General features: G+C 65.4%; 13 protein-coding genes and 2 pseudogenes. 6 read left to right on the top strand and 9 right to left on the bottom strand.

The window, feature by feature from the left end; all coding sequences use genetic code 11:
* Positions 1 to 411 precede the first annotated feature (411 nt).
* Positions 412 to 1,362, bottom strand: a complete 951-nt coding sequence (locus JOE48_RS27760; RefSeq protein ID WP_210034713.1) for a hypothetical protein — start codon at positions 1,360 to 1,362, stop codon at positions 412 to 414.
* A gap of 707 nt (positions 1,363 to 2,069) precedes the next feature.
* Between JOE48_RS27760 and JOE48_RS27755 the strand changes: the two genes are divergently transcribed.
* Positions 2,070 to 3,211, top strand: a protein-coding gene (locus tag JOE48_RS27755; RefSeq protein ID WP_210034711.1) for an IS3 family transposase whose coding sequence is annotated in 2 segments (ribosomal slippage) — positions 2,070 to 2,337 and positions 2,337 to 3,211 — 1,143 coding nt in all. Because the reading frame shifts where the segments join, the coding sequence is not laid out codon by codon here.
* 30 nt (positions 3,212 to 3,241) lie between these two features.
* Here the strand turns inward: JOE48_RS27755 and JOE48_RS27750 are convergent.
* Positions 3,242 to 3,637, bottom strand: a complete 396-nt coding sequence (locus JOE48_RS27750) for a GIY-YIG nuclease family protein (RefSeq protein WP_210034710.1) — start codon at positions 3,635 to 3,637, stop codon at positions 3,242 to 3,244.
* A 26-nt stretch (positions 3,638 to 3,663) separates the two neighbouring features.
* Here JOE48_RS27750 and JOE48_RS27745 point away from each other — a divergent pair, with 26 nt between their 5' ends.
* From JOE48_RS27745 to JOE48_RS27735, 3 genes and pseudogenes are all read left to right on the top strand, one after another.
* On the top strand, positions 3,664 to 3,951 hold the full coding sequence (locus JOE48_RS27745) for a hypothetical protein (RefSeq protein WP_210034708.1): 288 nt from the start codon (positions 3,664 to 3,666) through the stop codon (positions 3,949 to 3,951).
* Between the two features lie 474 nt (positions 3,952 to 4,425).
* Positions 4,426 to 5,568 carry an IS256 family transposase gene (locus JOE48_RS27740; protein ID WP_280921338.1) on the top strand — a complete coding sequence of 381 codons (1,143 nt, stop codon included), beginning with the start codon at positions 4,426 to 4,428 and terminating at the stop codon, positions 5,566 to 5,568.
* Positions 5,537 to 5,791, top strand: a pseudogene (locus JOE48_RS27735) (transposase); the annotation flags it as partial. The gene JOE48_RS27740 and the pseudogene JOE48_RS27735, both read left to right, overlap by 32 nt.
* A gap of 126 nt (positions 5,792 to 5,917) precedes the next feature.
* Here the strand turns inward: JOE48_RS27735 and istB (JOE48_RS27730) are convergent.
* Both istB (JOE48_RS27730) and istA (JOE48_RS27725) read right to left on the bottom strand, forming a co-directional pair.
* Positions 5,918 to 6,760, bottom strand: coding sequence for an IS21-like element helper ATPase IstB (gene istB, locus JOE48_RS27730; RefSeq protein ID WP_210025729.1), 843 nt, complete (start codon positions 6,758 to 6,760; stop codon positions 5,918 to 5,920).
* Positions 6,757 to 8,256, bottom strand: coding sequence for an IS21 family transposase (gene istA / locus JOE48_RS27725; RefSeq protein WP_210025731.1), 1,500 nt, complete (start codon positions 8,254 to 8,256; stop codon positions 6,757 to 6,759). The genes istB (JOE48_RS27730) and istA (JOE48_RS27725) overlap by 4 nt, the downstream gene beginning before the upstream one ends.
* Before the next feature lie 108 nt (positions 8,257 to 8,364).
* Between istA (JOE48_RS27725) and JOE48_RS27720 the strand changes: the two are divergent.
* Together JOE48_RS27720 and JOE48_RS27715 are read left to right on the top strand one after the other, a co-directional pair.
* Positions 8,365 to 8,895: pseudogene (locus JOE48_RS27720) on the top strand (substrate binding domain-containing protein); the annotation flags it as partial.
* Between the two features lie 314 nt (positions 8,896 to 9,209).
* Entirely contained in the window at positions 9,210 to 9,758 is a 549-nt protein-coding gene (locus tag JOE48_RS27715; protein ID WP_210034706.1) for a recombinase family protein, read from the top strand.
* 31 nt (positions 9,759 to 9,789) lie between these two features.
* Here the strand turns inward: JOE48_RS27715 and istB (JOE48_RS27710) are convergent, their stop codons facing one another.
* The 5 genes from istB (JOE48_RS27710) to JOE48_RS27685 all read right to left on the bottom strand — a co-directional run bounded on the left by istB (JOE48_RS27710) (position 9,790) and on the right by JOE48_RS27685 (position 14,262).
* Positions 9,790 to 10,572, bottom strand: coding sequence for an IS21-like element helper ATPase IstB (gene istB / locus JOE48_RS27710; RefSeq protein WP_210028606.1), 783 nt, complete (start codon positions 10,570 to 10,572; stop codon positions 9,790 to 9,792).
* Complete coding sequence (gene istA / locus JOE48_RS27705) at positions 10,572 to 11,810, bottom strand: IS21 family transposase (protein WP_210035590.1); 1,239 nt, start codon at positions 11,808 to 11,810, stop codon at positions 10,572 to 10,574. The genes istB (JOE48_RS27710) and istA (JOE48_RS27705) overlap by 1 nt, the downstream gene beginning before the upstream one ends.
* A gap of 503 nt (positions 11,811 to 12,313) precedes the next feature.
* Positions 12,314 to 12,946, bottom strand: a complete 633-nt coding sequence (locus JOE48_RS27695; protein ID WP_210034701.1) for a class I SAM-dependent methyltransferase — start codon at positions 12,944 to 12,946, stop codon at positions 12,314 to 12,316.
* Between the two features lie 105 nt (positions 12,947 to 13,051).
* A complete protein-coding gene (locus tag JOE48_RS27690; protein ID WP_210034699.1) occupies positions 13,052 to 13,480 on the bottom strand; it encodes a nuclear transport factor 2 family protein in 429 nt (142 codons plus the stop codon).
* Positions 13,481 to 13,512: 32 nt separating this feature from the next.
* Positions 13,513 to 14,262, bottom strand: coding sequence for an SDR family NAD(P)-dependent oxidoreductase (locus JOE48_RS27685; protein ID WP_210034697.1), 750 nt, complete (start codon positions 14,260 to 14,262; stop codon positions 13,513 to 13,515).
* Between the last annotated feature and the right edge of the window lie 14 nt (positions 14,263 to 14,276).

The raw sequence follows: 14,276 nt of genomic DNA, 5'->3' as shown, positions 1-14,276 counted from the left end.
GGCACGCTAAGGCGGCTCAGCTCGTGCGTGTCTGGAGATGCCGGAGCCTCTGAAGGTGCCCCATCCGCCAATAATTGGGGTCCATCTCGCGATGGCCGTTCCGGTCTTTCTCCGACTTTGAGAGGCGGAAGCAGCCCGTTTTATACGCGAAGATTTTCGTCCGCTTTCGTCAACCTTAGAGGTGCGAAGCGCCCTGGGCCTCGATCGATTGACGTGAGCGAGGCTCCGCTTGTGACCATCTCCAGTAAAAATTCATCGGTTCCGCGCGGAAGGACCTAGTGCGATCGGAGCCGCCTTCGCGTGGTTGAGGGCGGCCAGTCCGCATAAGGTGCCGGGTAGAACTGCGATCCCCAGTGAAACCGGTTGCACTGCCCTCTCCGCTTCCAAAAGCAGCATCAATCCAGCTGCAGCCTATCCGGCCTGCTCTTTTGCTTTCACTTCCGCCATGAAGACGCTCCCCGATATCCAATTGGTCGAGATTTTGTTGCCAATCCCGGCTGCTGTGTCGTCCCATTTGAAGGCACGTTTTGCCTGGAGCTCCGCAAAACTCATCGCGCGCAGTTTTGACAAGCCGCCCAGGAAGCCAACAACGATGCCGTCGCCGCGCTCCGCGCAAAGCTTCATCATCTCGGCGAGCTTGAGCGTGCCAGCGAAGTTGAGGCCTGGCCCACCAGGGCCGCTGCCTGTGACTGATTTGACCGCCTCGGCGCGTGTGGTTGCACCAATGAGGCGAGGCACTAATGTTCGGGTGCCGTTCGGATTTGTGAAAAGTGAAAATTCAACCGCGAGCATCTCGGCTGAACGCATTTGCTCATTCAGGAATTCAACTATCCGCGCCAATTCTGCGCCAACCTTGTCCGCGACTATCACCATACGCAGACGGCCTGCACTTAGGTTCGCGTCTACCTGCTTCCAAAATTCTTCGGGATCGCGGTCGCCTAGAAATTCCAGCAGTCGTGAGTTTGGAGTGAGCTCGGCGTCCTCTGCAGCCACTCGAAAAGCCTCTGAGATGACGCTGGCCTTGAGAGTTTTGGGCGCGTGAGCGGCGTAGTCGAGCATCTGCGCCACGACCTCGCGGCGGGCGCGAGTGTCGCTCGCACGCTTGACCTCTACGAGGACCGGCACGCCATCCCGATTAAGAAACAGGTGATCGAGCCGCCAGCGGTTGGAGCCGCCCTCCTCATCAGCAATGCCGAACTCCTGCTCGACCAGGAGCAGGTCACCATCACTGCCCGCCGCCAAGCGCAGGAGCGCAGGGTAGTCGGCCAGAAGCTTCTGGAATTCCGCCTCAGCCACGAACGTGGAAGGGCTTACCTCACTCAGTTGGTTGTCCGCCCCGATCACGAAAATCGACTGGCTCACTCCGTCAGCTCCCTTGGTAATCCGGTGCCGGGTGGAGCCTTGTTTTGTGGCACAGGTCAACAACCTAAACGCGAAACGCGCAATGCGGTCGTAGGCCGTCGCGCAAAGGCAAGGGCACACCTTGTCGAAATCGGAGAGCTGCTTACGCTAGACAGCAAGGGCGCGGCCCGGCTGAACTGGGGGTGGGTCTGATGCAGCGATCTATCCCATCTTGCTCCGGCAGTGTCCTCTCCTCGTAAGAAGCCCCGTGATACCCCCGTTCTGTCGCCTCCGAGATGGAGCATTGGCTCACAGAGATGGCCAGGGGCTGACATCAGCCTCCAGGATGCGGTGCCATTCGGTCTTCCGGGACGCAGTGCAACCGGTTTCACTAGGATCAGCCGGCTTGATCGAATACGCGCAGATGCTCATCCGACTTGGCTTGGTGATGAATGATGCCCTGGGAACCCTTCCACCAACAGCAGATTTACAACCGCCGCCGCGACATTCACGCCGTCTACGGGGGGCAACAGCAAGGCGGTATCTGCACTCCCAGCCAACACCCGCTCATAGTGCTGTTCACCGGTTCAAGCGGTGAGCAACACGGTTACACCGATGGCTGGTCGCCAGAAGGCATATTTCGCTACTTCGGCGAGGGACAGTGACCTGACCGGCTGGCTTTGGACCGGGCTGATTGAGAGGATCAGCCAGGACCGAAGGAGTCGGACATGCGGCGAGGTCAGAAGACGAGCGCGGAGCAGATTGTGCTGAAGCTGCGCCAGATCGAGGTGCAGACGGCCCAGGGCAAGAGTTTAGCGCTGGCATGCAAGGAGGCGGAGATCTCCGAGCAGAGCTATTACCGCTGGCGCAGGGAGTACGGCGGCCTCCAGGTCGACCAGGCCAGGAAGATGAAGGACCTGGAGCGCGAGAACGCGCGGCTGCGGCGGCTGGTAGCCGATCTATCCTTGGAGAAGCAGGTGCTGGCGGACGTCGCCTCGGGAAACTTGTAGCCCCCGAGCGACGCCGGCAGACGGTTGCTGGCATCCGGGAGAAGTACGGCCTCTCGGAACGTCACGCCTGCCGGATCGTCGGCCAGCATCGGGGCACGCAGCGCTACGTGTCCACGCTGCCGGCCGACGAGGATGCGCTGACCCGCGCCATCGTCGCCCTGGCGTCCGAGTACGGACGCTACGGCTACCGCCGTGTCACCGCGCTGCTGCAGGCAGACGGCTGGCAGGTGGGCAAGGATCGGGTTCAACGCATCTGGCGTCGCGAGGGGCTCAAGGTCCCACAGAAGCACCGACCGCGCAGCCGCCTGTGGCTGAACGACGGATCCAGCGTGCGGCTGCGTCCGCTCCACCGCAATCACGTCTGGAGCTTCGACTTCGTCCAGGCGCGGACCCACGACGGACGCTCGCTTCGGGTCCTGACGCTGATCGACGAGCATAGCCGGGCTTGTCTGGCGCTGAAGGTGGCGCGGCGCATCAACAGCGTCGGCGTGATCGAAGCGCTGGCCGACGCCATGTGCCTGCACGGCATCCCGGAGCACATCCGCTGCGATAATGGTCCTGAGATGATCTCCAAGGCGTTGCGCAAATGGGTCGCCAAAGCCGGAACACAGATCCAGTACATCGCGCCGGGCTCGCCGTGGGAGAACGGGTACTGTGAGAGCTTCAATGGCAAGCTTCAGGATGAGTGCCTGAGACAAGAGATCTTCTACTCGCTGAAGGAGGCGCAGATCGTGATCGGTCTTTGGCAAACTACCTACAACCGCGTCCGGCCGCATTCGTCCCTGGGCTATCGGCCGCCCGCGCCCGTCAGCTACCCGGATCTGGCCTTCCGGCTACCCATGGCCGCTACCATGCAGTAGCCTCCCAATCGGCTCGGTCCAAAATATCGGTCAGGTCACTTCGCGGGCGCGCTGAATGAGCCGCGCCTCAAGATAGCGAACGTGGCCCTTGGTCAGGCTCTCATCGCTGGTGGTCACCACGGCCGCCAGCTCCCAGAACGCACGCTTACGAGCACTGTCAGGCAGGCGACTGGCGATTTCTTCAGCCTCGCCGACGTAGGCGCGAGGTAGAAGCTCATCGTTCGGGTCCGGTCCGTACAGGATGTATACTCCGGTCCGAGCGGCCTCGGGCCGCTGTAGAAGCCTGGACAACGTGCTGTTGCGAGCGAGTAGCACGCTGCCGGTCCAGCCTTTTAAGGTGGCCAGGATCAAGCCGTTGGGTGTGCCATCAACCAGGTAGAGCTGGATGGTGCGGCCTAGGCTGAGAGCAGGTTCAGGCGGGATCATCTGGGCCTTTGAGCAGGAGTATAGTCGTGGCCAGCACGGAGCAGCTTGCGGAGGCTTATGCCAAGCTTCTAGCCGACCTGAGGGCCGCATCCCTGACCCTCATGAACCATGATGCGGACGGCGCTGCCTTGGTCATCGCCGCCATCGTGGATCGTTGCGCTTCCGAAGGCTTAGGCTTGATGCAGGTGTCCATCGGGGCCGAGTTGTCCGACCAGCTCGGGCTGCGTGAAGGTAGCCGCCTCAAACACGGTGAGCGACCTCTCATTCGGGTCGAGGCTGATCTGGGGCGACAGGTAAGGTTCGAGCTGGCGTGATGAATGTAGGCGCATGACTAACATGCGAAGGGGCCTCCGGAGGCTCTGGGTCGGGAGCTCTGGGCTTTGGGTCGTGATTGTTCTGCTGCTGGCCGCCTTCGTCCTCGCCGGGCCGATGGCGCACAGGGATTTCCTCGACAACTGCCCGGACCTCAAGATCCCGGCGGCCAGCACCCGTCCGGTTGAAGGTGGAGTGACGAGGACCTGATCACCTTCGTGGATGCTGCAAATGCCGCTGAGCGAAGGTGCATCGTTCGCTACATCGGCATGGGGACGACCCTCGCCGTCACACCTCCCACGGTCTTCCTCCTGCTGGGTCTCCTGGTTGCCTGGATCGTCCGAGGCTTCAGTACCTCATAGCGGAGTAGGGCGGCCTTTGGAGCAAATGCACCAAGGGGACTGTTAGCTGGGCGAGACGGGACTGTCAGGAATTTCGTGTGCGGGCGGCCATAGTGGATCCGATGGAGGTTCCCGATGGCACGACGCAAAGCTCCCCGTATCCCTGACGCGATCCTGGATCAGCTCCTGGCCGGGGCCGATCCGAAGACGGCGTTCGAGGCCGATGGCCTGCTGGACGAGTTGAAGAAGGCCCTGGCCGAGCGGGCGCTCAACGCCGAGATGGACCACCATCTGGCGGGCGAGGACGCCGGCAACACGCGCAACGGCTATGGCCGCAAGACGGTCACGACCGAGACAGGCCGGATTGAGCTGGCGATCCCGCGCGACCGGCAGGCGACGTTCGATCCGCAGCTGATCGCTCGCTATCAGCGCCGCTTTCCCGGCTTCGACGACAAGATCGTGTCGATGTACGCCCGCGGCATGAGCACCCGGGAGATCGTCGCGCACCTGCGCGAGCTTTACGGCATCGAGGTCTCACCCGACCTGATCAGCGCTGTGACCGACGCGGTCCTGGAGGAGGTCGCCGCCTGGCAGGCCCGGCCGCTGGAGCCGGTCTACCCGATCGTGTTCTTCGATGCCCTGCGGATCAAGGTGCGCGACGAGGGTGTGGTCCGCAACAAGGCCGTCCACATCGCGCTCGGCGTGCGCGCCGACTGCTCCAAGGAGATCCTCGGCCTGTGGCTGGAGCAGAACGAGGGCGCCAAGTTCTGGCTGCGGGTCATGAACGAGCTCAGGAACCGCGGCGTCGAGGACGTGCTGCTTGCCGTGGTCGATGGCTTGAAGGGCTTCCCCGATGCGATCCGAGCGGTGTTCCCCGAGGCGCTGGTCCAGACCTGCATCGTGCACCTGCTGCGCCACAGCCTCGACTTCGTCTCCTACAAGGACCGCAAGGCCGTGGCGGCGGCGCTGAAGGACATCTACCGCGCGCTCGATGCCGCCGCTGGCGAGGCGGCGCTGGCGGTCTTCGAGGCGAGTGAGTGGGGCCGGCGCTACCCGGCCATCGCCCAGAGCTGGCGGCGGGCCTGGGGCGAGGTGATCCCGTTCTACGGCTTCCCCGGCGAGGTTCGCCGGATCCTGTACACCACGAACGCCATCGAGGCCCTGAACGCCACGCTGCGCCGGGCCGTGCGGGACTGTCAGGAATTTCGTGTTCGGGCGGCCATAGTGGATCCGATGGAGGTTCCCGATGGCACGACGCAAAGCACCCCGTATCCCTGACGCGATCCTGGACCAGCTCCTGGCTGGGGCCGATCCCAAGACGGCCTTCGAGGCCGATGGCCTGCTGGACGAGCTGAAGAAGGCCCTGGCCGAGCGGGCGCTCAACGCCGAGATGGACCACCATCTGGCGGGCGAGGACGCCGGCAACACGCGCAACGGCTATGGCCGCAAGACGGTCACGACCGAGACAGGCCGGATTGAGCTGGCGATCCCGCGCGACCGGCAGTGTAAAGGGCGGACCAATTCCAGGCCGCCGTGTCGGAGCAAAATCAGGCCACTGGCAACGTGCAGCTCGAACGAAGAAGGGGCCCGATCGGGCCCCTTCTTCGTTCGTCGCCGATCGTAAGGGTCAGGCCGGCGGGATCTCGCCCGTCTCGGGGTCGTGAGGATCGGCGGTGGCCTGGTTTTGCTCCGCCCCTTCGGCCCGGCCGCGCCGGCTGCGGGAAGTTTTGAGGCGGTAGCTGTTGCCGTTCAGGCTCAGGATGCTGACGTGGTGGGTCAGCCGGTCGAGCAGCGCGCCCGTGAGCCGTTCCGAGCCCAGAACTGACGTCCAGTCCTCAAACGGGAGGTTCGAGGTCACCACGGTCGAGCCACGCTCGTAGCGCTGCGAGAAGACCTCAAACAGCAACTCCGCCCCCGTCGACGACAGCGGCACGTAGCCGAGTTCGTCGACGATCAGGAGCTTGACCGCGGCTAGTTCGCGCTGAAGCCGGAGCAGACGACGCTCGTCGCGCGCCTCCAGGAGTTGGTTGACCAGCGAGGCCGCGGTGGTGAACGTGACCGAGAAGCCCTTCTGGCAAGCCGCCAAGCCGAGAGCCAAGGCGATGTGGGTCTTGCCAGTGCCCGAGTTGCCAAGTGCGATGACGTTCTCCCGGCCGAGGATGTAGCCACAGCGGGCCAGTTCCAGCACGAGCATCTTGTTCAGGCTCGGGATCGCGGCAAAGTCGAACGTGTCGAGGCTCTTCACCGCCGGGAAGCGCGCCGCCCGGATGCGGCGCTCGACCATGCGCCGCTCACGGTCGATCAGCTCCAGTTCAACCAGCCGCAACAGGTAGCGCGAGTGGTCCAGGCCGCTCTGAGCGCACTCGCGGGCAACCTTGTCGTACTCGCGCAGCACCGTGGGCAGCTTGAGCTGCTTGAGGTGGTGAGCCAGCAGGACGCCCGGCGTGGTCTCGTCGCGCGCCAGGCTCATGCGGCCACCTCCGGCACCAGCACGGCATAGTCGGCAGCCACGGTGGTCCGCACCGTGGTTCTGGGCAGGTGCGGATAGGCTGCCAGGTCGAGCCGGGGCGGTCGGTGCTCGAGTCGGGCCAGCGCAATCAGCTTGACCGCATCGAAGCCGATCGCCCCGAGCCGGATCGCCTCCGCGACGGCTGCGGCCACCACGTCCTTGGGCATCGCCTCCATCAGGCGCAGCACCTGGATGAACTCGCGCTTGCCCCGGTTGCCCATGCGCGCCTCCAGGAGATGGCGCAGGTGCTGGAACGCCTCGGGCAGATCCCAGTCCTGGAGGGCCGCCGCTTGGTCGAGGGCGTTCGGCTTGGTCTCGATCAGCGCGAGGTAGTGCAGCGGCTCGGAGACGAACACGCCGGTGCCGTAGCTGCGTTCGTGCCGGGCGATCTCGATCCCGCCGCACAGGATCACGACCTCGTCGACGAAGCCCTTCACCAGCACGTCCCGGAAGCCGTAGGCGGTGGGCACCGAGTAGTCGTTGCCGTGATAGCGCACCAGCGCGGTCGAGGAGACACGACCAGCCCGCTTCTCGCACGGCTCCAGCGGGACCGCCGGCAGGGCGCGCAGGACCGCACGGTCGGCCACGAGCCGCGTACCGATGAGCTCGGCAGACCGACCGGCACACTCATCCTGCCGGACTCGGCAGCGTCGCTCCAGATCAGCGTTCAGCGCCTCGAACGAAGCTGCCTCCGGAGCCGGGGTCATGAAGTTGGACCGGGCGAACTTGACCAGCCCTTCGACTTTGCCCTTGTCGTTGCCCCTGCCCGGACGGCCGAAGCGGTCGCGGAACAGGTAGTGGCTCACCAACTCGGTGAAGGCGCGCGTGCGCTCGCGCTGCCCGTCACCGCAGATCTTGGCGACCGCGATCTTCGTGTTGTCGTACAGGATCGACAGCGGCACGCCCGTGAAGAAGGCGAAGGCGGCGACGTGCCCGTCGAGGAACGCCTCGGTGGTCTCCCGCGGATATGCCTTCACGAAGCAGGCGTCGGAGTGCGGCAGGTCCATGCAGAAGAAATGGATCTTGCGACGCACGCCGCCGATCGTGGCCACCGCCTCGCCGAAGTCAACCTGGGCATGGCCAGGCGGGTGGGCCAGCGGCACGAAGGTCTCCCGCCCCTGCGATCGGCAGATCCGCACGTGGTCCTTCACCACCGTGTAGCCGCCGGCATAGCCGTGCTCGTCGCGTAAACGCTCGAAGATCCGCTTGGCCGTGTGCCGCTGCTTGATCGGCGCGCTTCGGTCCGTTTCCAGGATGGCCGTGATCACCGGCAGAAGAGGCCCAAGCTTCGGCTTCTCGACCGGCTTCGAGCGCGTATAGCCCGGCGGCAGGGAGAACCGGCACATCTTGGCGATCGTCTCTCGGCTCAGCCCGAACACTCGAGCCGCCTCACGCCGAGAGTTGCCCTCGATAAACACGAACTGCCGAACGGCCGCGTAGACTTCCACGGCAAACATCCCCAGCTCCTCTCGAAAGAGAAGCTTCTCCACTGGCCGGCTTTTACGCCGCCCGCATCAGCACGACGCCGACGCTCCAGTGGATGGTTTTGTCACCGCCCTACACACGAGGAGGGCATCGATGTCGCGATCCGGGTAGGCGAGCTAGCGGACACGCGCCTGATCTCCCGGCGCCTTGCGCCGCACCGGCTCGGCGCCTTCGCCTCCCCGGGCTACCTGCAGCGGCGCGGCACTCCGGTGCATCCGGATGAGCTGGTCGGCCACGACTGCGTGAACTTTCGCTTCCAGAGCACGGGCCAGGCTCTGCGCTGGCCGTTCCGGATCGGCGGCCGCACGGTCGAGATCACGCCGAACGCCAGCATTGTCACGGACTTCAGCGACGCCGTGGCGGCCGTCCTAGTGGCCGGCGGCGGCATCGGCATCTCGCCAACCTACATCGCAGCCCCGTACGTCGAGCGGGGCGTGCTGGTGCCCGTCCTGCAGGAATTCGCTGTCGAGCGTTCCGTCATCACGGCGCTATGGCCGGAGAGCCGGCGCAGCAACCCGAACGTGAAAGCCTTCCTGGCTTTCCTTGAGGAGGTGTTTCCGTCCCCAACACCTTGGGACAGGCTGCTCTCTGCAGGTATTGGAGACAAGTAGGATGCCAGCCCGATGGGCGCGAGGCCCGCTTGTTGGGTCACGACGTGCTCGCGTGATGGCCGCCTGAACGGCGTCTACATCTGTTTCGAACCGGACCTTCAAAAAGTCTGGGCTCAAGGTCCGAAAGGGGTCGGAAGCAGACGCTCGCAAAGCATCAACTCGTGACCTTGCACCGGGTGCATGAGAGCAGCTGTCCGTTGAGGCATGCCCATACAGACATTGGGGAAGATGGTCGAAATTGCGTCCGATAGGGTTACTTCCGTGTTTCGGACACGCGACTATACGGATGCCAACTCAACGGACGAAAGACCTCCGTGCAAACCATCCTCTATGCCCGCGTGTCCACCACGGATCAGACCATCGCCCATCAACAGAAGCAGGCGGAGGCGGCAGGGTTCAAGATCGATGCGGTTGTGGCGGATGAGGGGGTATCGTGGGTGTCCACCATCCTGGCGAAGCGTCCACAGGGCCGGCGCCTATTCGATATGTTGCGGGCCGGCGACGTGCTTGTGGTGAGGTGGGTGGACCGCCTGGGCCGCAACTATGCCGACGTGACAGAGACCATCCGCGAGCTGATGCGCCGCGGCGTGATCGTCTGGACCGTGATCAATGGCATGACCTTCGACGGTGCGACCATCGACCCGATACAGATAGCGGTGCGGGACGCGCTGATCGGGTTCATGGCGGCGACTGCCCAGGCTCAGGCCGAGGCGACAAAGGAGGTGCAGCGGGCTGGGATCGATCACGCGAAGGAGCGGTATGATGCCTATCTCGGTCGGAAACCGTCATATAGCGCAGCGCAGCTTGCCGACGTGGTCGCCGGCTTTCAAGCGACATCCGGAACTGACCCCTTCGCGTCATGAGGATCTGACCCCCACGCCGATTTCCCCTCGCCTAGACGGGTGTGGGTTGGGGGACCGCAGCCGCCTTTTGCAGAAGGCCGCTGCGACGCTTCTCACGAAGCCGGTAGCTGTCGCCGCGGATGGTGACGACGTGGCTGTGGTGCAGCAGCCGATCGAGGATCGCGGTAGCCACCACCGCGTCGCCGAACACGCTACCCCACTCGCCCACCGCCCGGTTCGAGGTCACCAGCATCGCGCCCCGCTCGTAGCGGCGGCTGACGAGCTGGAAGAACAGATGCGCGGCATCCGGCTCGAACGGCAGATAGCCGAGCTCGTCGATAATCAGCAGCTTCGGCTTGGCGTAGTGCGTCAGTCGCTCCTCCAACCGGCCTTCAGCATGCGCCTTGGCCAACTGCGCCACGAGCGTCGTGGCCGGGGTGAACAGCACGCCATAGCCGGCCACGATCGCCGCGCGCCCGATCGCCACCGCTAAGTGCGTCTTGCCCACACCCGGTGGGCCGAGGAGCAGCACCGCCTCGCCATTGGCGATGAAGCGGCCGGTGGCGAGTTCACGGATCTGTGCCTTGTCCAGCGAGGGCTGGGCGCCGAAGTCGAAGCCGGTCAGATCCCGCACGAAGGGGAAGCGAGCCAGACCGAAGGCCATGTCAATGCGGCGCTGGTCACGCCGAGCAATCTCGCGCTCGCAGAACAGGGTCAGCGCCTCGCGGATCGTCAGCTCGCCCCGGCCGGCCTCGTCGATCAAGCTATCGAGCTGATCGCGCATAGCCGTCAGCTTCAGGCGATCGAGCAGTATGGTGAGGTGATCTTCGCCCATCAGAAGCCTCCCCCGGCGACTGCCTCGTACTCGGCGAGCGGCCGCAACAGCGCCGGTGGCATGGCAGAAGACGGGTCGAGCCGGTGAGCCGGTCGCTCTCGGCTGCCGACAAGCCCGGCCAGATGGGCATCGTCGACGACACGGCCGTGGCGTCCCTTCAACGCGGCGTGCACGGCGACCTCCCGTCCGCCGTGGTGGACGCGCACCACCGCTCCGCTCACGGTGACGCGAACCCGCTCGCCGATCAGCCGCCAAGGCACCGAGTAAGCGTTGCCGTCGACGCTGACCGCGCAGTCTGCCCCGACCCGGCGCACGAGGTCGCGCGCGGCGGAGAATGGCGGCACGCCCGCCAGCGGCCGCAGCGCCCGGGCCTCGTCCCGGGCGAACCGCGCGTGCGGCGCCTCACCGGTCGTGCCGTGCGCGCGCCGGTCGGCCACGTCCCGTGTCCAGGCGTCGAGATGCGCCTCCAGGGCGGCAAAGCTCGCAAAGCGGCGACCGGCCACTGCGTTCTTCTTGACGTAGCCAACGCCGCGCTCGTCCTTGCCCTTCGTGCGCGCCCGGTACGGGGCGCAGGCTCGCACCCGGAAGCCCCAATGCCGGGAGAAGGCGTGCAAGCGCGGATGCAGGATGACCTCGCGGCTGACCGGGTCATGGTGCAGGACCAGGGCGCGGGCATTGTCGAGCAGCACCTCGCGCGGCACGCCGCCGAACGCCTGGAAGGCGCTCTCCAATCCGGCGAACCAGTCCTCCTGCCGCTCGTGGCCGAAGGCGCGCACGTGCAGGCGGCGCGAGTAGCCGAGCGTCGCCACGAACAGCGAAACCCGGGTCGGCACGCCGCCGATCTCGATCCGCCGCTCGCCGAAGTCGATCTGCATCTGCTCACCTGGCCGCGTCTCGAACCGCACGCTCGCCCGCGCGGCGATCACCAAGTCCCGCCGCAACGGCGCCACGGCCCGTTCCACGGTGCGCAGGCTGACGTGGATGTTCTTCTCGTTGGCGAGGTCCTGGCGCACGACGTCGGCGTTGCCCGCATGCTGCCGGAACCGTTCGGCCAACCAGTCCGTCAAGCCGTCGAGCCGCTTCGACCGTGAGGGCGTTTTAGAGGGGCGCCAATCGCCCTGACGGAGCCAGTGCTTGACCGTATTCTTCGAACAGCCGAGCTCGGTCGCGATCCGCTTGGCGCCCCAGCCCAGCGCCTTCAGCCGCACCATCGCCGACACGTCGTCCGGCGTCTTCATCTCGGTCCTCCGCGGATCGTCCGTCCGCTGAAGAGCCTGATCCTCGTTCCTGATCATCTCGACCTCCTCGCTCATCGAGGGGGTCAGGTCCTCATGGCGTCAGGGGGGCAGTTTGCCCTGTCGCCTGACACCGGCCTCGATCGTGGCGACGCAGTAGGGGCCGTCGCCAAGGCCACCGGGCTCTCGCGGCAGACGGTCTATCGCATCCGGGACAACCGGGTCGAGGCGGAGGCTGCGGTTGCGCGATGGGCTGCCTGAGTGAAACCGGTTGCACTGGTCCGGTTCGGCAAGCGACGAACAGACGCTTAGGGTGGCGAACGGAAGTTGGATCAGCGCCTGGAAGCAGACCTTCGGCTTAGCGCCCAACTTGGTCATTCGGTAGATCTGTCGACCTGCCCCGAAACGGACACCCCCGTGTGGCCCGAAAGAAACTTAAGAAGTGCGCTCGTATTGCAGTGCAATCGGTTCCTACGGGAAATGGGGAGGCGGACCGGCCAAGCCACTCAGGGTTTCATGAACCGGTAGGCGAAACGATCCGTCCGACCCTTGATCGACGGATCGAACACCTTGATCGAGTGCGGATCTTCCTCGTTCGCAAGCAAGGTGCTCACGGCATCCAGCACGAAGCCGGCCGCCTTGACCTCCTCGCGGACCAACGCTGGATCGATCCGATGGAGGGATTGGGTGTCGCTCGTGCCCGACCCGGCGGCGGCGGCGTGGTCGACGACGACGTAGCGCCCGCCGGGCCTCAGCCGGTCATGGACGGCCCGATTGAAGGCGTCCGCCGTCGCGCCCTTGCCCTGGATCAGCGCGGTGTGGAGATCGTGGTAGAACAGGTGGAGCCACAGGACGTCCGCGGGCTGCGTGACCTCCGCCAACGCGACGAGGTCCGCGGAGACGGCGTCGACGTTTTCCCGGCCCGGCTCCTTCGCCAGCGTCCGCATGAGGCCGACAGGATCGTTCTTGAAGTGCGCGACCTCGGCCGGCACGAAGCTGTAGACCCGACCTTCGGGTCCGACGACGTCCGAGAGGACACGGGTCCAGTCACCGCCTCCCGGGTAGACGTCGATGACCGTGGCGCCCGCGTCGACGCGTGCGAACCGGACCAATTCGGATTGCGTGGCTTGGTCGTACATCGGGATCTCCTTCAGGGTCGGACATGCGGCAAGCGCGCGGCGTCGGGACGTCGCTCCGCGGCTCGCGCGGTGTTGGAGCAAGCCTCGTGAGGCTTGCCCTACGGCTCAGGACCCAGTGGACGAGGGCACCAAGGCCGTCTCCGTCTCGGCGGCCCGCGCCAAGGCCTGGGTGTCGACATACTCCCGGATGCTGGTCAGCTTGCCGTCCCGGACCGTGATGGCGAAGACCCAGTCATCCTCGAACGGGTTGTTCGTGGCCTTGACCTTCCCTCTGGCGAAGCCGACCACCAGCACCCGGTCGCCCTGGGCGACGAACTCTCGGGGCTCCGTCGACGTCTCTATCGACCCGGACGCTGTCTTGAGCAGCCTCGCCAAGCCCGCGTGCCCGCGGTGCGTTCCCGCCAGCGGCCAGTCCTTGCCCGGGATGATCCACTCGATGTCCTCGGCGACCAGCGCCCGCAGAGCCTCCCCGTCGCCCTTGCCCATCGCGGCGAAGAAGTTCTTCACGGTCCGGACGTTCCGCTCGATGCTCATGGTGGCTTGCCCCGATCCAGTACGGCGTCAGTTCAGACCTGGGCCATGCCGCCGTCGACGGCGAGATCCACGCCGGTGACGAAGGAGCTTTCGTCCGAGGCGAGGAACAGGACGGCGGCCGCGATCTCCTCAGGCTTGCCCCTGCGGCCGAGCGGAACCTGCGAGGCGAAATGGGCGACCGCCTGCTCCACCTGCTCGGCGGTGAGGCCCACCTTTTCCAGGGCCGGAGTTTCGATGGGGCCGGGGCTCATGGAATTCACGCGGATCCTTTGATCCTTCAGCTCCATCGTCCAGCCGCGGGCGAAGCAGCGCACGGCTGCCTTGGCGGCGGCGTAGGCCGTGAAGGCCGCGTCTCCTCTGACGTTCGCGACCGAGGAGGTCAGGATGATCGAGCCCCCGTCCCTGAACAGGGGAAGGGCCTTCTGCACGGTGAAGAACGTCCCCTTCGCGTTCAGGTCGAAGGTTTTGTCGAAGTGAGCTTCGGTGGCCGCTGCGAGCGGTGCGATCTCACCCCAGCCGGCGTTCGCGAAGAGCACGTCGATGTGACCGTGCTTCTCCTTCACGACCGCATAGAGCCGGTCCAGGTCCTCTAGCCGGGTGACGTCGCCCGCGACCGTCGTGACGTTGTTCCGGATCGAGGCCGCCGCCTCCTGTAACTCCTTCTCTCGCCGCCCGGTGATCACGACGTGGGCGCCTTCGTCGACGAAGCGCTTGGCCGTGGCCAATCCGATCCCGCTGTTTCCGCCGGTGATGACCGCGACCTTGCCTTCGAGCCTCTTCATGACTGCCACTTCGG

Origin of the sequence: Methylobacterium sp. PvR107 (genome assembly GCF_017833295.1) — a bacterium.
Classification (GTDB): Bacteria; Pseudomonadota; Alphaproteobacteria; order Rhizobiales; family Beijerinckiaceae; genus Methylobacterium.
The sequence above is the reverse complement of the archived record's forward strand: the minus strand, read 5'-3'. Positions and strand labels throughout refer to the sequence as shown.